Source organism: Microbacterium sp. PM5 (assembly GCF_003293595.1).
GTDB lineage: Bacteria > Actinomycetota > Actinomycetes > Actinomycetales > Microbacteriaceae > Microbacterium.
Window position 1 is genome coordinate 2,882,410 of sequence record NZ_CP022162.1, and the last position, 20,758, is coordinate 2,903,167.

Here is a 20,758-nt window from a genome sequence, read left to right on the forward strand (position 1 = left end):
TCGCGGGTCCACGCCGCGCTGTGGATAACCAGCCCGGGTCGGCGCGATCCTGAGCCACGATACCGACATGAGCGACTCCGTCACGACCCGACCCCGCCCTCGCGCGTTCTGGGCAGACCTGCGATTCCTGCTCGGAATCGCGCTGATCGTCGTCTCGGTGGGCGGCGTCTGGTTCGTGGTCGCCGCGGCACGTCAGACCGCGCCCGTGTTCGCCGCCGCCACGACGCTGCTCCCGGGTGAGACCGTCGAATCCGCCGACCTGCGCGTGGTCGATGTCGCGCTCGGGCCGATGCACGATTCGTACGCGTCGCCGACGACGCTGCGGCCGGGGGCCGTCGCGACCCGCGTCGTGCGGGCCGGCGAGCTCGTGCCGAACGATGCGCTCGGTGAGGCGGCCGGCGTGCGCAGCACCACGGTCGTCATCACGAGCGCGAGTGATGTGCCCTCCACCGTCGAGACGGGATCATCCGTCGACGTCTGGGCTGCGGCCCCGCGGGAGCGGGGCGCGTACGACACGCCCCGCATCCTCGTCGGCTCCGCGACGGTCGCATCGGTCGATCGTGACCGGTCGATGATGGGCGCCGCCGCCGTCTCGGTCGAGATCGTGATCGACCGCGCCGACGTCGCCGCGACCCTCGCGGCGATCGCCGACGGGTCCAGCCTGTCGATCGTCCCGAGCGGGGGAGCGGGCTCATGAGCGTGCGTGTGGTGCTGGCGTCCGACCGCCTGGGAGCCTCCGTCGTCGACGCTCTCGACGACCACGGCGCCGAGGTGAGTCTCGTCGTGACGGCTGATGCTCCGGCGGACGCCGCCGCCGATGCCGTCACGGGACGGGCTGCGGCCGAGCTGCTCGGCGCGCTCGCCGCCGCCGACGTGTTGGCCGTCGATGCCGGCCGAGACGCACTGACTCCTCAACTCGTGGCCGTGTGCGACCGCTTCGGTGTACGTATCGTCGCGATCTGCGACGGTGCAGCCGACCGTCGACTCGCCGAGATGTTCGGCGTCGCCACGTGCGCGCCGGACGACGTGTGCGCGGCGGTGGTGCACGCGGTGGCCCCTGCGCCGACGGGGCCCGCGCGTGGTCGCATCATCGCTGTCTGGGGACCCGCGGGCGCCCCCGGACGCACCACTCTGGCGATCGAGATCGCGGCGGAGCTCGCGCGGGACGGGCGCCGGGTCGCACTCGCCGACGCGGACACGCATGCTCCGTCGATCGCCATGCTGACCGGACTCGCCGACGAGGGGCCGGGCTTCGCTGCCGCGTGCCGAGCGGCCGAGCGCGGGACCTTGAGCGCCGCCGAGTTCGAACGGATCGCTCTGCCTCTCGGTGATGTCGCCGTCCTGGCGGGAATCAACCGGCCGGGGCGCTGGCCAGAGCTCTCCTCGGCACGCGTCGGCGGTGCTCTCGAGCAGTGTCGCACGTGGGTCGAGGACCTGATCGTCGATGTCGCGGCGCCGCTGGAGCGCGACGAGGAGATCGTCAGCGACATCGAGGGCCCGCGCCGCAACGCGGCCACGCTCGCCGTCCTGGCCGCGGCGGATGTCGTCGTCGCCGTCGTGTCCGCAGACCCTGTCGGCGTGGCACGTTTCGTCCGCGCGTACCCCGATCTGCGCGCGGCGGCCGGAGCCGCCCCCATCCGCGTCTTGGTCAACAAGACACGGTCATCGACGCTCGGGATCGATGCGCGGTCGCAGGTGCGTCGCACGCTCGAGCGCTACGTCGGCGTCGCGGCGTGCTGGTTCGTGCCATGGGATTCGAAGGCTGCCGATGCCGCGGTCCTGCAGGCACAGCCGGTGGGCCGGGTCGCACCCCGATCCTCGCTGTCGGGCGCCGTTCGTCGTTTCGTCGGCGAGGCGATCGAACCGCCTCCGGCGCGCGCCGCGGGGACGCGACCGTCACGCGCGTCCGGCGCCGATGCTCCGAGCCCGGGAAGCGGCGCGCGCGCCCGGACGCGCCGCGCGCTTCGCGGCGCGGCGTGACGGGCGTGACCGCGTCACCGTCGAACGATCTCGCCTAGGCTGGGTGCGTGTCGACGCTCAGCGATCTCGTGTATGCCCAGGGCCGGTCCACGGGGGCGGACATCGAGTGGCTGCACCGCCTCGCCGGCGACGGTCAGCTCCTCGCCGACCTCGCGTTCGCCGACATCGTGATCTGGGTGCCGACGGTCGACGATTCGTTCATCGCCGTCGCGCACACCCGGCCGAGCGGTGCGGCGACGCTGTTCTACCGGGACATCGTCGGCGACATGGTGCGCCCGCAATGGCGGACCCAGGTGCGGGACGCGTTCACGCGGGTCGAGATCGTCGATTCGGCATCCCCGGACTGGTTCGAAGAGACCCCCACGCGCGTGCGCGCGGTGCCGATCGTGCGCGCGGCCGGCGCCGGTGAGCAGTCGCCCGTGGTGGTGGGCGTGCTCACGCGGCACACCAACCTCGGCGAGGCGCGCACCCCGTCACGCCAGCAGATCACTTTCAACGACTGCGCCGACGACCTCTTCGGCATGATCTCCAGCGCCGACTTCCCCGACCTCGCCGCACCGACCTCTCCACGACGGGGTGCCCCGCGCGCCTCCGACGGTCTGATCCGCATCGATGTCGACGGCACGACCACGTTTGCCAGCCCCAACGCCCTCTCCGCGTTCAACCGCCTCGGCTTCGACGACGAGCTCGAAGGGGAATCGCTGCTCGAAGTGGCCACCGGCATTCTGCCGAAAGGACGCGATTTCGATGAGTCGCTGCCGATCGTCATGGCCGGCCGGGCGCCCTGGCGCGCCGACCTGGAGGCGCGCGGCGTCACGGTGTCACTTCGGACGATCCCCCTCAAGGATCACGGCACCCGGATCGGCGCCATCGTGCTGTGCCGGGACGTCACGGAGATCCGCCATCAGGAGCAGGAGCTGATCACCAAGGATGCGACGATCCGGGAGATCCATCATCGCGTCAAGAACAACCTCCAGACGGTCGCGTCGTTGCTGCGCATTCAGTCGCGGCGCACACACTCGGATGAGGCTCGCGACGCGCTGACGCACGCGATGCGCCGGGTCGCGGCGATCGCGGTGGTCCACGACACCCTGTCGGAGGGCCTCGCCCAGAACGTCGACTTCGACGACGTCTTCGACCGGGTGCTCAAGCTCGTCGCGGAGGTCGCTGCGTCGCCCAACACCCGCGCGCGGACGCGGAAGACCGGCACGTTCGGCACACTGCCCAGCGAGTACGCCACACCTCTCGCTCTGGCTCTCACAGAGCTCGTCACCAACGCCGTCGAACACGGTCTGGTCGATCAGGAGGGCGAGGTCGAGATCATCGCGGAACGCACCGAGGACCGACTCGGCGTGAAGGTGCGCGACACCGGCGTCGGCCTGCCGGAAGGTCAGGTCGGTCGCGGGCTCGGTACACAGATCGTCCGCACCCTCATCCAGGGTGAACTCAGTGGAACGATCGACTGGCACACGCTCGTCGGCTCGGGCACCGAGGTGACGATCGAGATCCCGATGCGCTACCTCGGACGCACGCAGAACTGAGGGAGAACGACCTCGGCGAGCTCGTTCTTCGCGGGGTGGGCGGCCGCGGGTGGCCGCCGTCTCAGCTGGCGCGGCGGGCGCGGGCCGCGCGGCGCTTCAGAGCGCGACGCTCGTCCTCGGACAATCCGCCCCACACGCCCGAGTCCTGACCGGTCTCGAGGGCGTACTGGAGGCAGACTTCCGTGACGGTGCAGCGCGCGCACACGGATTTGGCTTTCTCGATCTGATCGACAGCGGGCCCGGTGTTTCCGACGGGGAAGAACAGCTCGGGGTCGACGGTCAGGCAGGCGGCTTTGTCGCGCCAATCCATAGGGGGTGCTCCTTGATGCGGGATGAGAAGTCGGGTGGGTTGTGACGTCGGGCGTCGATTACCCTGATGGTGTGCGAGCAGACGCTCGCCCCACGCCACTGTGGGAGCACACGGATAGTTCAATGCTCCCATGGTCATTCAGATGAATCAAGGGTGAACTCGGCATTTCCCCCGGCGTGTACTGTGTACCGGCTGTATCGGAGGGCCCACCCGCATGATGACGACGACGGCGGAACGCACCGGTTCGGCCATCTTGGCGCTGGAAGCGCTCGCCGTTCTCGTCGTGACGGGCTGGGAGATCGTCGCCCTGATCACCGGTGACACCGACGACCCGGTCAGCTCGGTCGCTCTCATCGTCCTCACGGCGATCGGGGCGGTGGCGCTCGTCGCCTTCGCGGTGGCCGTCTGGCGTGGCCATTCCTGGGGGCGATCCGGGGGGATCGTCAGCCAGCTCCTGATCCTCGCCGTGGCGCTCGGCGCCATCACCGGCCCGAATCCGTCCGTCTCGACAGCCCTGGCGACGGCGATTCCCGCCGCCATCGGAATGGTCGCCCTGTTTTTCGCGGCGCGCACCGCGGCGCGGCGCGGTGACGATCGCCGCTGAGCGGCTCCGAGGGGACCGCTCAGCGGGTGATCAGCCGACGCCGAGCAGGGAGCGCACGCGGGCGACGTGCCCGGTGGCCTTCACGTTGTACAGGGCGTGCGCGACGCGACCCTCGGCATCCACGACGATGGTCGAGCGGATGACGCCCTCCACGGTCTTTCCGTAGTTCATCTTCTCGCCCCACGCGCCGTAGGCGTCGTGCACGGCGTGATCGGGGTCGCTGAGCAGCGGGTAGGTGAGACCGTCGCGCTCGCGGAAGCGGCGCAGGGTCGCGGTGTCGTCGCGCGAGACGCCTATCACCGCGTAGCCCGCCGCCTGCAGCGGTGCCAAGCTGTCGCGGAAGTCGCAGGCTTCCGTCGTGCACCCGGGCGTCATGGCGGCGGGGTAGAAGAACAGGATGATCGGGGTGCCGCGCAGATCGTGAAGGCTGACCGGTGCGTCGTCCTGATCGACGAGCGTGAAGTCGGGGGCGGGGGTACCGGGTTCGAGACGTGCCATAGCCCCAGCCTACGATCAGGCGAACGTGGAGAGCAGACGTTGCAGCGAATCCAGTCGCGCCGCTCCGCGCTCGCCGAGCCGTCCCTCGGCCACCGCCTCGATCAGTGCGCAATCGGGTGCGTCCGGAAGATGCGTGCAGCCGCGAGGGCACTCCTCTGCGATGACCGCCAGATCCGTGAAGGCGCGGAGGATGTTCGCCGGGTCGACGTGTCCGAGCCCGAACGATCGCACACCGGGGGTGTCGATCACCCAGCCGCGCCCCTCCGCCGTGACGTAGCGCAGCGACACGGTCGAACTCGACGTGTGACGGCCACGGCCGGTCACCTCGTTCACGTGTCCCGTTGCACGATCGGCGGTGGGCACGAGGACGTTGACCAGCGTGGATTTGCCGACACCGGAGTGGCCGACGAAGACGGTCGAGTGGCCGATCAGGCGTCGCCCGATCTCCTCGACTGGCATCTGGCCGCGACCGCTCGTGAAGATCTCCAGATCGTCCACACCCTCGAAGTGCGCAAGGAAGGGCGCAGGATCGGCCAGGTCGGTCTTGGTCACGACCAGGAGTGGATGGATGCCGGCGTCCAGAGCGGCGATGAGGTAGCGATCGACCAGCCGAGGCCGCGGTTCGGGGTCGGCGGCGGCGACGACGACGAGCATCTGGTCCGCGTTGGCGACCACGACCCTCTCCACCTGGTCGGTGTCGTCGGCGCTGCGCCGCAGCAGTGATGTGCGTTCCTCGAGCCCGACGATGCGCGTCAGAGTGCCCTCATCGCCGCTGGTGTCGCCCACGACGCGCGCACGATCGCCGGTGACGATCGGCTGCTTGCGCAGTTCGCGCGCGCGGGTGGCGAGCGCGGTGTGCTCGTCGGGACCGTCTTCGTCGATCAACACGGTGTAGCGGCCGCGGTCGACGCCGAGCACCCGACCGATCACCGCATCGGCGTGGGCGGGGCGCCGTTTCGTGCGCGGGCGATTCGCCTTCGGATTTGGGCGCACCCGGATGTCGGCCTCGTCGAACTCCAGCTCGTCGTCATCGTCGCCGAGATCGAGCCAGCTCATCGCACGCCTCGCACCGGCCGGCTCAGTCGTTCGCAGACCCGGACAGCATCCCGCTCCACAGGGCGGGAAACTCCGGCATGGTCTTCGCCGTGGTCTCGATGTGGTCGACCTCGACGCCGGGCACGCGCAAGCCGATGAGGGCGCCGGCTGTCGCAATGCGGTGGTCGTGGTGCGCGCGCCAGAGGCCCCCGTGGAGGTCAGCGGGGACGATGCGGATGCCGTCGGGCAGCTCCTCGGCGCGTCCCCCGAGTGCCTCCAGATTGGCGATGAGGGCCTCGATGCGGTTCGTCTCGTGGCCGCGGATGTGTCCGATGCCGTGGAGGGTCGTCGGGGCGTCGGCGAAGGCGGCCAGCGCGAACAGGGTCGGCGTCAGCTCGCTCGCCGCGCTCAGGTCGAGGTCGACGCCGGCGATGCGCGGACCGCCGGTCACGGTGAGAGCGCCGCCGCGGCGGGTTGCCCGCCCGCCCAGGAGAGTGAGGATCTCGGGCAGGAGCGCGCCGGGCTGTGTCGAACTCGCGGGCCACCCGGGGATCGTCACCGAGCCCTCCGTCAGCATCGCCGCGGCGAGGAACGGCGCCGCGTTCGACAGATCCGGCTCGATCGCGGCGTCGCGTCCGCGCAGGGTGCCAGCGGGAACGACCCACTCATTGGGTGTGGGGTGTTCGACCTGGATGCCGCGACGCGCAAGCGTCTCGATGGTCATATCGATGTGGGGGGCCGACGGAAGGCGCTCGCCGGAGTGGATGAGGTGAAGGCCCACGTCGAAGCGGGGCGCGGCCAGGAGCAGTCCGGAGACGAACTGGCTCGAGCCGCTCGCGTCGATCGTGACCTCGCCGCCACGGATGTGCCCGCGCCCGCGGACCGTGAAGGGCAGCGACCAGGTGCCGCCATCGTCGATGTCGGCACCGATCTCGCGCAGCGCCTTGATCATCTCGCCCATCGGGCGGTGCAAGGCGCTCGGGTGCGCTGTCAAGGTGACGTCACCGTGGGCCAGTCCGGCGAGGGGGGCGATGAAGCGCATGACGGTGCCGGCCTGACCGCAATCGATCTCGACGTCACCGCGGAAGGACGCGGGCGGGGTCACCAGCAGGTCGGGTCCGAACCGACCGGAGCCGGGCACCTCGGAGACCTCCACGCCCAGTGCACGCAGCGCCGCGATCATGCGTTCCGAGTCCTCGGAGTGCAGGGGCGAGGTGAGCGTGCTGGGGCCGTCGGCCAGTGCGGCGAGGACGAGCTTGCGGTTGGTGAGCGACTTCGAGCCGGGCACCGAGACCGTCGCATGCACGGCCTCGTCCGCACGCGGCGCCGGCCAGGGAGAACCTGCCGGCGGAAGAGGGGAATACCCGGTGACTGTCATCGGGTTCTACCCTAACGAACCCGTCCGACAGTGCCGCCTTCGGCGCGACGGGTGCAGCCTGCCGAACGGTGGACGCCGACGAAGAGAGGAGCCCCGTGACCGCGACACTCGCACCCCTGGTGCCGGACATCGCCGACGTAGACTGGGCCCTGATGGAAGAGCACGCGGCCCTCGAGTCGCCCACCCCCGAAACCCCGGCCACAGACCTCGTCCCGGCGGACGAGCTCGACAGCGCCGCGGACGCCCGTGCGCAGTTCGAGCAGCAGGCGCTGCCGTTCATGGATCAGCTGTACGCCGCGGGCATGCGGATGACGCGCAACCCGGCGGATGCGGCCGATCTGGTGCAGGAGACGTTCGTCAAGGCCTTCGCATCCTGGTCCTCTTTCACGCAGGGCACGAACCTCAAGGCGTGGCTGTACCGCATCCTGACCAACACGTACATCAACACGTACCGCAAGAAGCAGCGCGAGCCCTATCAGGGCACGATCGACGATCTCGAGGACTGGCAGCTCGGCGGCGCGGAGTCCACGACCGCCACCAGGAGCCGCTCGGCGGAGGCGGAGGCGATCGACCACATGCCGGCATCCGCGGTCAAGGACGCGCTCCAGTCGATTCCGGAGGATTTCCGTCTCGCGGTGTACCTCGCCGACGTCGAGGGCTTCGCATATCAGGAGATCGCGGACATCATGAAGACCCCCATCGGCACGGTCATGAGCCGCCTGCATCGCGGCAGGCGCATGCTGCGTGACCTCCTCGCCGACTACGCGCGCGAGCGCGGCATGGACGTGCCGGTGCCCGCGACTTCATCAGGGAGCAAGAAATGAGTGACTGCGGCTGCGACAAAGCACGCAAGGACCTGGAAGAGTACCTCCGCAACGAGGTCTGCAAGACAGAGCACGCCGACATCCGCGCGCACCTGGAGAACTGCCCGTCCTGCCGCGACGAGGCGCTGGTGGCCACGACGCTGACCGCCGTCGTCGCACGGGCCTGCAAAGAAACGGCTCCCGAGGAGCTGCGCGACCAGGTCTTGGCCCGTTTGCGCGCGGAGCAGGCGAGCCACCACTGACCGCAACCGTCGGATCGGTCCGTGACTCGGCCCGGAAACGGGATCAGCGCGCCGCCGGCGCGAAGACGCGGAGCGCACCGGGAACGACGTCGATCTCCAGTGGCAGCATCCCCACCGCATCGCCGTCGGCGTAGGCGGTGGTCGCGGGGGCGGACAGTCGCACCCGCCGCACGCGTGCGGTGACGACCTCGTCGAGGCCGGTATGCGCGCCGCGGTAGACGCGGGGCAGCAGCCGGAGCAGCCGCGTCCGGCCGAGCGGGCGCACGAGCGTGACGTCGAGCAGGCCGTCGGCGAGGTCGGCATCCGGACAGATGGGGATGCCGCCGCCATAGGTCGGGCCGTTGCCCACCGTCGCCATGAGCAGTTCCTCGCCGCGGCGTTCGATCGTGCCGTCGGCGTGCTCGAGCTCCACCTCGAAGTCGACGCAGCGCAGTCGCAGGAACTCGATGAGGATCGCGAGGTCGTAGCGGACGTGGCCGCGGGGCCAGCGCATGCGGTTGGCGCGGTCGTTCACCCGCGAGTCGAATCCGCTCGCCAGCACGGTCGCGTACAACGACGTCGAGCCGTCCTCGCGACGCACGCGCGCGAGATCGATCGTGCGTGTGGACCCCGCCGCGACGGCTTCGGCGGCTCCGCGCGCATCGCGCTCGCGCAGCCCGAGGGCGGTGGCCACGTCGTTGCCGGTGCCCGTCGGCACGATGCCGAGGGGGATGCCGGTTCCCGCGAGCTCCTGCGCGGCGAGGTTGACCGTGCCGTCCCCGCCCGCGACGAGCACGGCATCGGCGCCCGCCTGGAGGGCGAGGCGCAGCAGGTCGCTGGACTCGACGGCGCTGCCGCCCGCGATCAACGTCGTGCGGATGCCGTGGGCGCGCAGGAGCGCGGCGACGTCCTCCGCGGCGTGGGTGCGCGCGGAGGCGCGGGCCGTCGGATTGACGAGGAGTGCGACGTCCATGTCGTCCTGTCGGAAGGTCGGCCGGTGCGAGCTCGGCGGCGTGCGGGTGTTCGCCTCATCATGCCCTGTCGCAAGATCGCGACACGGTCGCGACGCGGCTGCGACATCCGTTTCGTAACGTTGTCTGCATGAAAACGGTACGCCGCCCTCTCGCTCTGTCCTTCGCGCTCCTGATCGCGGGCTGCGCACTCGCCGGCTGCAGCGTCCGGGTGTCCGACGCCGGCGCCGCGACCTCGACGGCCGCAGATACGGCCGCATCCACGTCTCCGACGGCAGCGGCGCCCTCGCCGTCGCCGAGCGACAGCGCGAACGTGCGCGGTGTCGTCGATGACGAGCGCATGGCGAAGCTGCAGCGCAGTCGCTGGAGCGACAAGGTCACGCAGCACGTGGCGTGCGTGGACGGCGCGTACACGGTCGACCGCAACGCCGACGCACTGGTCGTGGAGGTGACAGGCGACTGCCGGGAGGTCACGATCCTGGCCTCGGCGGCCACCGTCCTGCTGCCCGCTGTCGACGAGCTCAGCGTTCAGGGCGACGGGAACATCGTCATCGTCGCCGCGGCCCGCGAGATCGTGCTGGACACGGGCGCGGACGCGAACCTCGTCGGCTGGGAGAGCGGCACGGCTGTCGTCAAGGATGCCGGCACCCTCAACGGCACGACGCCGATCTCCTGATCGGTACGATCCGTTCATGACCTCCGCGCCGCCGCGTCTGCTCCTCGTCGACGATGAGAGCTCGATCACCGACGGCCTCGCCCCGTTCCTGACGCGCAGCGGGTTCGAGGTGCGCGTTGCGGCGGACGGTCAGCAGGCGTGGGACGTCGTCACGCGCTGGGTTCCCGACATCATCGTCAGCGACGTGATGATGCCGGTGCTGGACGGTCGGGAGTTCGTCCGCCGGCTGCGCGCGGCCGGAGACAGCACGCCGGCGATCCTGCTCACGCGAGTCGGAGAGTCGGGCGAGCGTTCGGCTGCGCTCGAAGAAGGCGCCGACGACTACCTCAACAAGCCGTTCGACCCGCAGGAGCTCGTCGCCCGCGCACGCGCGGTGATGCGCCGCGTCGCCGCGGGAGCCGCCCCGTTGGTGACGTCGCAGACGCTCGTCGCCGACGGCCTGAGACTGGACCGCCCCGGTCGTCGCGTCTGGCGGGGGGATGCCGAGGTGCCGTTGACCCCGAAGGCGTTCCAACTGCTGGAGTACCTCATGGCGCGCCCCGGCGAGGTGCATACCCGCGAGCGACTGCTGTCGGCGCTGTGGGGCTTCGACTTCGCCTCGCACACGCGAGCGGTCGACCACCGTGTCGCGGAGCTGCGGTCTGCTCTCGGCGACGACGCGACGGACCCGCGCTACGTCGAGACCGTTGCGGGTGTCGGCTACCGGTTCCGCGCCGAGGTGCGCCGCGCATGAACACTCGCGTCGGGGTGCTGGTTCTCGCCGCTGCCGCTGTCGTCTCAGCCGGTGTCGCCGTCGCCGGCGTCATCGCAGGAGACCGGCGATCGATCGTGGTCGAGGCCGGCGTTCCGGCCGTGGGCGTGGGCGTCGCGGTCCTGTTCGCCGCGGCGGCCGCGGCTCTCGCTCTCGCGGCTCACCGCCGGAGTCGTCTCCTCGAGACGACACGGCGCACCACGCGCGACACGGCGGCCTCGGAGCACCGACGCTTTCTCGCTCGACTCGACCACGAGTTGAAGAATCCCGTGACGGCGATCCGCGTCGCCGTCGCCGCGAGCGAGGCCGATACGCCCCAGCTCGCGACCATCGATGCCCAGACGGCCCGGCTCTCGCGGCTGGTCGCCGATCTTCGCAAACTCTCCGAACTGCAGACGTCCGAGATCGAGCGCTCGCGTGTGTCGGTCGCCGCGCTGGTGACGGACGTCGTCGACGCGGTCCGGGACGCTCACGGGCGCGAGGTGGCGGTGACCCTGCCGGCGGCGCCCTGGCCGCTGCCGGACGTGGTGGGCGATCCCGACCTGTTGTTCGTGGCCCTGTTCAACGTGGTGGCGAACGCGGCCAAGTACTCCGAGCCGAGCGATGTGATCGAGATCCGCGGCGACGAGAAGCACGGTGCCGTCGTCCTCGACGTCGCCGACACCGGCCGCGGCATCCCCGCCGACGAGATCGATGCGGTCTTCGACGAGTTGGCTCGGGGCCGCAACGCGCGTGATCGCGCAGGCAGCGGTTTGGGCCTGGCACTGGTGCGCACCATCGTCGACAGGCACGGCGGCGAGGTCACGATCGCCTCGCGCGAGGGCGACGGCACGCGTGTGCGCCTGGCGCTGCCCGCCGCCGGATGAGCGGCAGTCAGGTCAGACGGTGAGAGCCTTCTCGAGGATCGCGGCCTGCTCGCGCGCGTGCACCTTCGGTGAGCCGGTCGCGGTGGAGGCGGCGGCGGCGCGGGACACGCGGCGGATCGTGCGTCCGTGCAGGTGCTTGACGACCTCGAGCGCGATGAACGGCCAGGCGCCCTGGTTCTCGGGCTCGTCCTGCACCCAGACCAGCTGGGCGTTCGGGTAGCGGTCGATCACGGCGTTCAGCTGATCGATCGGAGCCGGGTACAGCTGCTCGAGGCGGACGAGAGCGACCTGCGGGTTCGGCTTCTTGTCGAGCTCGGCCTTGAGGTCCCAGTGGATCTTGCCCGAGTGCAGCAGCACCTTGGTGACCGCCGACGGGTCGAGGTTGCGATCGTCGTCCAGCACGGGCTCGAACCGTCCGGTGGTGAAGGCCTCGACGGGACTCGTCGCTCCGCGAAGGCGCAGCATCGCCTTGGGGGTGAACACGATCAGGGGACGACGGGGACGGGCGTACGCCTGGCGCCGCAGCAGGTGGAAGTACGACGCCGGGGTCGAGGGTCGCGCAACGGTCATGTTCTCCTGCGCACACATCTGCAGGTACCGCTCGATGCGGGCGGAGGAGTGGTCGGGACCCTGGCCCTCGTAGCCGTGCGGGAGCAGCAGCACGACACTCGACTGCTGGCCCCACTTCTGGTCGGCCGCGGAGATGTACTCGTCGATCACCGACTGGGCACCGTTCGCGAAGTCGCCGAACTGCGCCTCCCACAGGGTGAGCGTGTCGGGCCGCTCGACGGAATACCCGTACTCGAACGCCATCGCCGCATACTCGCTGAGCAGGGAGTCGTAGACGTAGAACCGGCCCTGGCTCTCCGACAGGTTCGCCAGCGGAAGCCACTCCTGTCCGTTCGCCCGGTCGTGGAGCACGGCGTGGCGCTGGACGAACGTTCCACGGCGGGCGTCCTGGCCGGCCAGGCGCACGTTCGTGCCTTCCATCAAGACCGACCCGAAGGCCAGCAGTTCGCCGAAGCCCCAGTCGATCTGGCCGTTGCGGCTCATGTCGAGGCGCTTCTCCAGCAGCTGCTGCAGCTTGTTGTGCACCGTGAAGCCATCGGGCTTGTTCACGAAGGCGTCGCCGATCTGGTGCACGACCTCGGTCGCGACGCCGGTGGTCTCCGGCTCGCCGACCGCCTGCTCCACGCCGCCCGTGACGGCGGGGGAGACGATGCCGGTGGCACCGGTCTCGGCGGCGTGGGTCTCGGCGAAGGCGATCTCGAGACGGTTCTGGAAGTCCTGCTTGGCCTTCTCGTACTCTTCCTCGGTGATGTCGCCGCGACCGACGAGCGACTCGGTGTAGAGCCGGCGCACGGATCGCTTCGCTTCGATGAGGTTGGTCATCAGCGGCTGCGTCATCGACGGGTCGTCGCCCTCGTTGTGTCCGCGGCGGCGGTAGCAGACGAGGTCGATGACGACATCGCGGTTGAACTCCTGGCGGTACGCGACGGCGAGCTCGGCGACGCGGACCACGGCTTCGGGGTCGTCGCCGTTCACGTGGAAGATCGGCGCCTGGATGGTCTTGGCGACATCGGTCGCATAGACCGAGGTGCGACCGTCCTGGGGCAGCGTCGTGAAGCCGACCTGATTGTTGACGACCACGTGCACGGTGCCGCCCGTGCGGTATCCGCGCAGCTGCGACATCTGCAGCGTCTCGACGACGACGCCCTGCCCGGCGAAGGCCGCGTCGCCGTGGACGAGGATCGGCAGCCAGGAGAACGAGCCGATCGGCATGCGGTCCTGCTTGGCGCGGACGATGCCCTCCAGCACGCCGTCGACCGTCTCGAGGTGCGACGGGTTGGCCGCCAGGTACACCGGCAGCTCCTCACCGGCATCCGACACGAACGTGCCCTGCGTGCCGAGGTGGTACTTGACGTCACCCGAGCCGCTCTTCGAGCCGATCGCGACGGAGCCCTCGAACTCGCGGAAGATCTGGCTGTAGGTCTTTCCGGCGATGTTGGTCAGGACGTTCAGGCGCCCACGGTGCGCCATGCCGATGGCGGCGCCGTCGAGACCCGCGCCCGCTGCCCCCTGCAGGATCTGATCCAGCAGCGGGATGAGCGACTCGCCGCCCTCGAGGCTGAAGCGCTTCTGGCCGACGTACTTCGTCTGCAGGAACGTCTCGAAGGCCTCGGCCTGGTTGAGCTTGTCGAGGATGCGCAGCTGCTCGTCGTGGCTCGGCTTCTGGTACTTGACCTCGACGTTGTCCTGGAACCACTTGCGCTGGGCCGGGTCCTGGATGTGCATGTACTCGACGCCGATCGTGCGGCAGTAGGAGTCGCGGAGCACGCCGAGGATGTCGCGGAGCTTCATGAGCCTTCTGCCGCCGAAACCTCCCGTGACGAACTCGCGGTCGAGGTCCCAGAAGGTGAGGCCGTGGTTCTCGATCTCGAGGTCGGGGTGCGTGCGCTGCACGTACTCGAGGGGATCCGTGTCGGCCATGAGGTGGCCGCGGACGCGGTAGGAGTTGATGAGCTCCTGCACGCGGGCGGTCTTGTCGACGCGCTCGGCGATGTCGACGTTGATGTCGCCGGCCCAGTGGATCGGGGCGTACGGAATGCGCAGGGCCGCGAAGATGCCCTCGTAGAAGCCGCGCTGACCGGTGAGCAGCTCGTGCACGATCTTCAGGAACTCGCCCGAGCCCGCGCCCTGGATGACGCGGTGGTCGTACGTGCTGGTCAGCGTGATCGTCTTGCCGATGCCGAGCTCGACGAGGGTCTTCTCGCTCGAGCCCTGGAACTCGGCCGGGTACTCGAGGGCGCCCGCGCCGACGATGCAGCCCTGTCCTTTCATGAGGCGCGGCACGGAGTGGACCGTCCCGATGCCGCCGGGATTGGTCAGCGAGATCGTGGTGCCCTGGAAGTCGGCCGCCGTCAGCTTGTTGCCGCGGGCGCGCTTGACGAGGTCCTCGTAGGCAGCGAGGTACTCGCCGAAGGTGAGCGACTCGGCCTGCTTGATCGAGGGGACCATCAGCGCGCGCGAGCCGTCGGGCTTGGGCAGATCGATCGCGATGCCGAGGTTGATGTGCGCCGGCGCGACGACGGAGGGCTTGCCGTCGATCTCGGCGTAGGACACGTTCTGGCTGGGGAAGGCCTTGAGGGCTTGGATCAGCGCCCAGCCGATGAGGTGCGTGAAGCTCACCTTGCCGCCGCGGGTGCGCGACATGTGGTTGTTGATCACGATGCGGTTGTCGATCATGAGCTTCGCCGGCACGGTGCGCACGCTCGTCGCGGTGGGCACGGTCAGCGACTCGTCCATGTTCGCGGCAAGAGTCTTCGGCATGCCGCGCAGCGGTGTGACGACGTCCTCGCGGGCGGCGGGAGTCGGCGTCGGCTCGGTGCTCGGCGCCTGCGCCGGCACAGGCTGGGGGGAGGCGGGGCGGGCCGTCGTGCGGGCGACCGGCTGGGCGCCGACGACCGGGATCGGTGCCGTCATCGGGCGCGGCTCGGCGGCCGCCGCCGGCGACGCGGCGGGAGCGGGCGCGGCGGGCGGAGCGGTGGGAGTGGGCGCAGCATCCTTCTGCGTCTTCTCGTACGCCTCAAGCACAGGCCACCACGCCCGGTCGACCGAGTCGCGATCCTTCGCGAACTGGTCGTACATCTCGGCGACGAGCCATTCGTTGGCCCCGAATTCGCCGTCGCTCGAAGTTCCCACGCCGGTCACCTGACTGGACACGGTTGCGCCTGCTTTCATCGATGAACTTCAGATCGTGCGAGGCCCGCTGCCGTGTATGGCGCGGCCCACACGCACACGTTCATCAAGGGTATCCCAGGTTTTCTGTCGGTACCGTGGGAGTCATGCAGTTCTCCGGCGCACAGCCCACCGTCGACCTCACGTACTCGGACGTCTTCCTCGTCCCGCGACGGTCCGGTGTGACCAGCCGCCTCGACGTCGATCTGTCGCCGCGCGACGGCACCTCCGCGACGATCCCTCTCGTCGCCTCCAACATGAACTCCGTCACCGGACCGCGTCTGGCCGCTGCCCTCGCCCGACGCGGCGGGCTCGGCGTGCTGCCGCAGGACATGGCGCTGCAGGACATCGACGCGGCGATCCGCTGGGTCAAGGACCAGCCCGTGCGGTGGGACACGCCACTCGTGCTGGGCGCCGACGCGACCGTCGCCGAGGCCGCGGCGCTGCTTCCCGCGACGGAGGGCCACGGCATCGTCGTAGTCTCCGGCGACACCGCCCGCGTCCACGTGGACGACATCCTCGGGGTCGTGCCGGCCACGCGCCTCGGCACGGCCCTTCCCGACGCGCGCCTGGGCGATCTCACCCGCGGTCGCGGCGTCTCGATCGACGCCGACGACGTCGCCGATGCCCGGCACGCTTTCGACCTGCTCGTCGCCGCGGATGCCGAGACCGTGTGCGTCCTGCACCACGGATACCTCGTGGGCACCCTGTCGCAGCGCACCGCGTTGCGCTCGACGCTGTACCGGCCCGCGGTCGACGCGCACGGTCGACTGATCGTCGCGGCGGCGGTCGGCATCAACGGCGACGTCGCCGCGAAGGCGAAGGCCCTCGCGGCCGCCGGTGTGGACGTGCTCGTCGTCGACACCGCGCACGGCCACCAGGAGGGCATGCTGCGCGCGCTGCAGACCGTGGCGGGGCTCGGCCTCGGCAGCCCCATCGCGGCCGGGAACATCGTGACGGCGGAAGGCGTGCACGACCTCGTCGGAGCCGGCGCGTCGATCCTGAAGGTCGGGGTGGGGCCCGGCGCGATGTGCACCACCCGCATGATGACGGCCGTCGGCCGCCCCCAGTTCTCCGCGGTGCTGGAGACTGCGCGGGCCGCCGCCGAGCTCGGGGCCCACGTCTGGGCCGACGGCGGCGTCCGCTATCCGCGCGATGTCGCGCTCGCCCTGGCGGCGGGGGCGGCATCTGTCATGATCGGCTCGTGGTTCGCCGGCACCATCGAAGCGCCCGGGCAGCTGCAGGTCGACGAGGGGGGCCGCGTCTATAAGGAGTCGTGGGGCATGGCGTCCACGAAGGCGGTCCAGGGGCGGTTCGGTCGGCTGGACGCCTACGAGCGTGCGCGCAAGGAGCTGTTCGCCGAGGGGATCTCGTCGTCGAAGATCTACCTCGATCCGCTGCGGCCGTCGGTCGAGGACCTCGTCGACATGATCACCTCGGGCGTGCGCTCGTCGTTCACCTACGCGGGGGCGTCGACCGTCCCCGAATTCCACGAGCGTGCCACGGTGGGACTGCAGTCCGCAGCCGGCTACGAAGAGGGCAAGGCCCTGCCCGTCAGCTGGTGACAGCCCGCGGCATCCACTCCCGCTCGCGCGGCCGAAATCGGCTCGCGCTGCGTTGATTTGAGGAGCGGATGCCGATAGCGGCAGCGCGAGCGCGGTCAGCGCAACACCGGATCGCCGGAATGGGGCCGCGGCTTGGTGCTGCGCAGGCCGTCGGCGGTGAGGATGTCGTAGACGCGTTGCGGGCGGTCGGCGTCGGTGGCTTCGAGGCGCGAGAACCCGCGCACCTCGCGGCGGATCTCGTTCTCACGGTTCTTCTCGTCGATGACGATGGCCGCAGGCGTCCGCCCCGCCGTGTATTCGGGACTGAGATACTTCCCGCGCCCGTCGATCTCGAGCCAATGATCGGCATCCGGGAAGTACAGATCGCCGTACACCAGCCGACCGCTGCGCAGCACGCGCCGCTCCTGCAACCGCGTCGGCGGAAACCCGAGCGCCGCCACCAGCAGCCGCACGTGGGTCTCGCGGACGTTTGCCGACAGCGGTGCCGACGATGCGAGCGCACGGCACGCACGAGCATCGCCCCGCACGGGCCTCTTGTCGTCGAGGAGCGCTTCGATCTCGGCCGCTGTCGTGAGCGCTCCTCCGGCGCGTCCGGTCCACAACGCCTGATCGATCGCCGTCACTGCGCGCAGGAACGGCAGCAGACGGGCGATATCCAGCGCGGTCTGGGCGGGAGTGGTGATCCGGTGGCGCCCGAACGGCACCGACATCCGTCCATCGCGCCCGAGCGCTCGCCGAGTGATCGCTCCTCCAGAGCGACCGCCTGTGGCCCGGTCCACCGTCACCTCGACCCGCGTCGGCCAGGCGCCGAGCACATCGATGCCCCACACGGCCGCCGCCGCGAAATGCGAAACGAGCGCGGGAGTGCGTACCCGCGCCATCACCTCCTGGACCCGAAGGCAGTGCTGCGCCACGGGGGACAGCTGCCGCCAGTCGGCGCCCATGACGAATGCCCCCGGCGCGACGCGCACCCAGGTGCCGTCCGCCAGCATCCGCCGTGCGCGCCGATCGTCCAGCGGTTCGCGCAGTTCACGTCGGCGCAGAACCGCGATGCCCACGGAAGCCGTCATGTGTCGACCCTCGCAGGCGCCGACGCCCCGGCATCCACGCCGACCGGACCCCGTGGACACCCGCGCCCGCAGCCCTGCCGGGGGAGGAGGCTGTGTGCTCCCTATCGCGCGGTCGAAATCGGCTCGCGTGGCGTCGATTTCGGGCGCCGATGCAGATTTCGGCAGCGACTGCCCGGTGGATGCCGAGCCGCGGCATCCAGCCCCGACACGGGCCGGGTGCCGTAAACTTCTTCGCACCATGGACGACCCTCCCAGTTGCAGACGATCGCCCCACCGACCCTCCCCGAGCATGATCGGGGGTGACGTGTGATGGAACTCGTCATGCTGGGCGTGGGGCTCCTGCTCACCATCGGAACCGGCCTTTTCGTCGCGAGCGAGTTCGCGCTCGTCAACCTCGACCGCGCCGACCTCGAGGCCCGCCAGGCGGCCGGGGAATCGCGGTTGTCGCTGACCATCAGCGCGTTGCGGATCACCTCGACGCACCTGTCCAGCGCGCAGCTCGGCATCACGCTGACCACGCTGCTCACCGGCTACACGATGGAACCGGCCCTCACCACCCTGCTCAGCCCCGTGCTGACCGCGTGGGGCGTTCCCGACGCGGTGGTTCGCGTCGTCGCCACGACCGTCGCCATCGCCGTCGCCACGACGTTCTCCATGATCCTGGGTGAGCTCGTGCCGAAGAACTTCGCGCTGGCCATCCCGCGTCAGACCGCGAAACTCGTCATGCCGTTCCAGGTCGCGTTCACCACGGTGTTCCGTCCTGCGATCACCGTCCTGAACGGCTCGGCCAACGGCATCCTGCGGGGGATGGGGATCGAACCCAAGGAGGAGCTTTCCGGAGCACGCACGGCAGAAGAGCTCTCCAGCCTGGTGCGACGCTCGGCCAGTGCCGGTGTGCTGGAGGAGGACACCGCCTCGCTGCTGGATCGCACGCTCACCTTCGCACGACTGACGACCGCGGATGTCATGACGCCGCGTCCCAGCATCCATGCGGTCGCTGCCGGCGACAGTGTCGAGGACGTCATCCAACTGGCCCGCCGCACGGGTCACAGTCGCTTCCCGGTGTTCGACGAGTCGATGGACGACATCACCGGCATCGTCCACCTCAAACAGGCCGTCAGCGTGCCGCGCGAGCGTCGCGGCGACGTTCCCGCGGCCGCCATCGCGGAAGAGCCGCTGCGCGTGCCCGAAGCCGTGCACCTGGATGCCGTCATGTCGGAGCTGCGCTCGCGCGGCTACCAGATGGCCATCGTCGTCGACGAGTACGGGGGCACCGCGGGTGTCGTCACCCTGGAGGATCTGGTCGAGGAGATCGTCGGCGAGGTGCTCGACGAGCACGACCGCTCGCGCGCGGGCGTCGTGCGGGTCGCCGGCGCCGTGACGTTCCCGGCGGAGCTGCGTCCCGACGAGGTGCTCGATCGCACCGGCATCCGAGTGCCCGAGGGCGACGTGTACGACACCGTCGGCGGCTTCTTCATGTCGATGCTGGAGCGCATTCCCGTCGTCGGCGACCGCATCGATCTGGAGGACGGCACGCTGGAGGTGCAGCGCATGGACGGCCGGCGCGTCGACCGCGTCAAATTCACGCCGCACCCGCTGCCTCACGCGGCGCTCGACGGTGCCGATGCGTCCGACGCGGCGAACGAGGCAGGTGAGGGTCGATGAGCGACTGGGCCGGAATCGCGTGGCTGGTGGTGCTGCTCGCGTTCAACGCGTTCTTCGTCGGTGCCGAGTTCGCCGTCATCTCCGCGCGCCGATCGCAGATCGAGCCGCTCGCCGAGAAGGGCTCCAAGACCGCGGTGACCGCGCTGTACGCGATGGAGCACGCCACGCTCATGCTCGCCACGAGCCAGCTCGGCATCACGATCTGCTCGCTGCTGATCCTGAACGTGTCGGAGCCGGCGATCCATCACCTGCTCGAAGTGCCCCTGGGACTGACGGGCTGGAACGAGGCGGTCATCGGCGGCGTCGCGTTCGCGATCGCCTTGATCCTGGTGTCGTACCTGCACGTGGTGTTCGGGGAGATGGTGCCGAAGAACCTCGCGTTCTCGCTCCCGGACCGGGCCGTGCTTCTGCTGGCGACACCGCTGGTGTGGACCTCGAAGCTCTTCTACCCGATCATCGTCGCGCTCAACTGGCTGGCCAACCACATCGTGCGCCTGTTCCGCGTCGAACCGAAGAACGAGGCGGCGTCGACGTTCACCCTCGACGAGGTGGCCACGATCGTGAACCAGTCGCGGATCGAGGGTGTGCTCGATGACGCCTCCGGCGCCGTGACGGCCGCGCTGGAGTTCACCGACAAGAAGGCGGGCGACGTCGCCGTGCCCCTGTCGGAACTCGTGACGCTTCCCGAGTCGACGACGCCCGAAGAGATCGAGCGCGCGGTCGCCAAGCACGGATTCTCGCGCTACGTGATCGTAGATGCCGAGGGCATCCCGCTCGGCTACGTCCACCTCAAGGACGTGCTCCGCGCGGCCGAGGGCGCCGGCGCCGAGGAGACGGTCGCCGCGCCGATCAAACCGAAGCGCATCCACCACATGGTGCCGGTCGCCGAAACGACCGACCTCGAGGATGCATTGGCCCTGATGCGCCGCAGCAGCCGGCACCTCGCTCAGGTGCGCAACGCCCGGGGCGAGACGACGGCGGTGCTCTTCCTGGAGGACATCATCGAAGAGCTCGTCGGCGAGGTACACGACGCGACGCGCCGGGGCTACTGAGCCCGTTGCCGCC

19 protein-coding genes are annotated in these 20,758 nt (G+C 70.0%); 12 read left to right on the forward strand and 7 right to left on the reverse strand.

Going from position 1 to position 20,758, the window contains the following annotated elements; translation table 11 throughout:
- The first annotated feature begins 67 nt into the window (after nt 1-67).
- From CEP17_RS13615 to CEP17_RS13625, 3 genes are read left to right on the forward strand one after another with little or no spacing between them, the layout of a single operon-like run.
- Nucleotides 68-697: a hypothetical protein gene (locus CEP17_RS13615; RefSeq protein ID WP_112932622.1), complete on the forward strand. Its 630-nt coding sequence runs from the start codon at nt 68-70 to the stop codon at nt 695-697.
- A complete protein-coding gene (locus CEP17_RS13620; protein WP_112932623.1) occupies nt 694-1,980 on the forward strand; it encodes a P-loop NTPase in 1,287 nt (428 codons plus the stop codon). Before CEP17_RS13615 ends, CEP17_RS13620 begins: the two co-directional genes overlap by 4 nt.
- A gap of 47 nt (nt 1,981-2,027) precedes the next feature.
- Complete coding sequence (locus CEP17_RS13625) at nt 2,028-3,521, forward strand: PAS domain-containing sensor histidine kinase (protein ID WP_036317362.1); 1,494 nt, start codon at nt 2,028-2,030, stop codon at nt 3,519-3,521.
- Nucleotides 3,522-3,582: 61 nt separating this feature from the next.
- On the opposite strand, the gene CEP17_RS13630 is transcribed toward CEP17_RS13625, so the two are convergent.
- Nucleotides 3,583-3,831 carry a WhiB family transcriptional regulator gene (locus CEP17_RS13630; RefSeq protein ID WP_005048317.1) on the reverse strand — a complete coding sequence of 83 codons (249 nt, stop codon included), beginning with the start codon at nt 3,829-3,831 and terminating at the stop codon, nt 3,583-3,585.
- A 214-nt stretch (nt 3,832-4,045) separates the two neighbouring features.
- On the opposite strand from CEP17_RS13630, the gene CEP17_RS13635 reads away from it, so the two are divergent.
- On the forward strand, nt 4,046-4,435 hold the full coding sequence (locus CEP17_RS13635) for a histidine kinase (RefSeq protein WP_112932624.1): 390 nt from the start codon (nt 4,046-4,048) through the stop codon (nt 4,433-4,435).
- Nucleotides 4,436-4,465: 30 nt separating this feature from the next.
- Here the strand turns inward: CEP17_RS13635 and bcp are convergent, their stop codons facing one another.
- From bcp to aroA, 3 genes are read right to left on the reverse strand one after another with little or no spacing between them, the layout of a single operon-like run.
- Nucleotides 4,466-4,933 carry a thioredoxin-dependent thiol peroxidase gene (gene bcp, locus CEP17_RS13640; RefSeq protein WP_112932625.1) on the reverse strand — a complete coding sequence of 156 codons (468 nt, stop codon included), beginning with the start codon at nt 4,931-4,933 and terminating at the stop codon, nt 4,466-4,468.
- A 15-nt stretch (nt 4,934-4,948) separates the two neighbouring features.
- Nucleotides 4,949-5,989 carry a ribosome small subunit-dependent GTPase A gene (gene rsgA / locus CEP17_RS13645; protein ID WP_112932626.1) on the reverse strand — a complete coding sequence of 347 codons (1,041 nt, stop codon included), beginning with the start codon at nt 5,987-5,989 and terminating at the stop codon, nt 4,949-4,951.
- A gap of 22 nt (nt 5,990-6,011) precedes the next feature.
- Nucleotides 6,012-7,346 carry a 3-phosphoshikimate 1-carboxyvinyltransferase gene (gene aroA / locus CEP17_RS13650; protein WP_112932627.1) on the reverse strand — a complete coding sequence of 445 codons (1,335 nt, stop codon included), beginning with the start codon at nt 7,344-7,346 and terminating at the stop codon, nt 6,012-6,014.
- Nucleotides 7,347-7,441: 95 nt separating this feature from the next.
- On the opposite strand from aroA, the gene CEP17_RS13655 reads away from it, so the two are divergent.
- Both CEP17_RS13655 and CEP17_RS13660 read left to right on the forward strand, forming a co-directional pair.
- Nucleotides 7,442-8,170 (forward strand): sigma-70 family RNA polymerase sigma factor, encoded by a 729-nt coding sequence (locus tag CEP17_RS13655; RefSeq protein ID WP_112932628.1) that lies wholly within the window; start codon nt 7,442-7,444, stop codon nt 8,168-8,170.
- Nucleotides 8,167-8,412 (forward strand): zf-HC2 domain-containing protein, encoded by a 246-nt coding sequence (locus CEP17_RS13660; RefSeq protein WP_036317410.1) that lies wholly within the window; start codon nt 8,167-8,169, stop codon nt 8,410-8,412. Before CEP17_RS13655 ends, CEP17_RS13660 begins: the two co-directional genes overlap by 4 nt.
- A gap of 43 nt (nt 8,413-8,455) precedes the next feature.
- Here CEP17_RS13660 and CEP17_RS13665 read toward each other — a convergent pair whose 3' ends face one another.
- Nucleotides 8,456-9,364, reverse strand: coding sequence for a diacylglycerol kinase (locus CEP17_RS13665; protein ID WP_112932629.1), 909 nt, complete (start codon nt 9,362-9,364; stop codon nt 8,456-8,458).
- Nucleotides 9,365-9,492: 128 nt separating this feature from the next.
- On the opposite strand from CEP17_RS13665, the gene CEP17_RS13670 reads away from it, so the two are divergent.
- The 3 genes from CEP17_RS13670 to CEP17_RS13680 are packed head-to-tail and all read left to right on the forward strand — an operon-like array spanning nt 9,493 to nt 11,655.
- A complete protein-coding gene (locus CEP17_RS13670) occupies nt 9,493-10,038 on the forward strand; it encodes a DUF3060 domain-containing protein (RefSeq protein ID WP_112932630.1) in 546 nt (181 codons plus the stop codon).
- A gap of 16 nt (nt 10,039-10,054) precedes the next feature.
- Entirely contained in the window at nt 10,055-10,771 is a 717-nt protein-coding gene (locus tag CEP17_RS13675; RefSeq protein ID WP_112932631.1) for a response regulator transcription factor, read from the forward strand.
- Nucleotides 10,768-11,655, forward strand: a complete 888-nt coding sequence (locus CEP17_RS13680; RefSeq protein WP_112932632.1) for a HAMP domain-containing sensor histidine kinase — start codon at nt 10,768-10,770, stop codon at nt 11,653-11,655. Before CEP17_RS13675 ends, CEP17_RS13680 begins: the two co-directional genes overlap by 4 nt.
- A 12-nt stretch (nt 11,656-11,667) precedes the next feature.
- Here CEP17_RS13680 and CEP17_RS13685 read toward each other — a convergent pair whose 3' ends face one another.
- The gene (locus CEP17_RS13685; protein ID WP_112932633.1) at nt 11,668-15,378 is read right to left on the reverse strand and encodes a multifunctional oxoglutarate decarboxylase/oxoglutarate dehydrogenase thiamine pyrophosphate-binding subunit/dihydrolipoyllysine-residue succinyltransferase subunit; all 3,711 of its coding nucleotides are present in this window, start codon (nt 15,376-15,378) and stop codon (nt 11,668-11,670) included.
- Nucleotides 15,379-15,500: 122 nt separating this feature from the next.
- Here CEP17_RS13685 and CEP17_RS13690 point away from each other — a divergent pair, with 122 nt between their 5' ends.
- Complete coding sequence (locus CEP17_RS13690) at nt 15,501-16,958, forward strand: GuaB1 family IMP dehydrogenase-related protein (protein ID WP_112932634.1); 1,458 nt, start codon at nt 15,501-15,503, stop codon at nt 16,956-16,958.
- Between the two features lie 95 nt (nt 16,959-17,053).
- Here the strand turns inward: CEP17_RS13690 and CEP17_RS15295 are convergent, their stop codons facing one another.
- A complete protein-coding gene (locus CEP17_RS15295) occupies nt 17,054-18,028 on the reverse strand; it encodes a hypothetical protein (RefSeq protein WP_239498539.1) in 975 nt (324 codons plus the stop codon).
- A gap of 309 nt (nt 18,029-18,337) precedes the next feature.
- Between CEP17_RS15295 and CEP17_RS13700 the strand changes: the two genes are divergently transcribed.
- Both CEP17_RS13700 and CEP17_RS13705 read left to right on the forward strand, forming a co-directional pair.
- The gene (locus CEP17_RS13700) at nt 18,338-19,693 is read left to right on the forward strand and encodes a hemolysin family protein (protein ID WP_112932635.1); all 1,356 of its coding nucleotides are present in this window, start codon (nt 18,338-18,340) and stop codon (nt 19,691-19,693) included.
- Nucleotides 19,690-20,745, forward strand: coding sequence for a hemolysin family protein (locus CEP17_RS13705; RefSeq protein WP_039414381.1), 1,056 nt, complete (start codon nt 19,690-19,692; stop codon nt 20,743-20,745). Before CEP17_RS13700 ends, CEP17_RS13705 begins: the two co-directional genes overlap by 4 nt.
- The last annotated feature ends 13 nt before the right edge of the window (nt 20,746-20,758 follow it).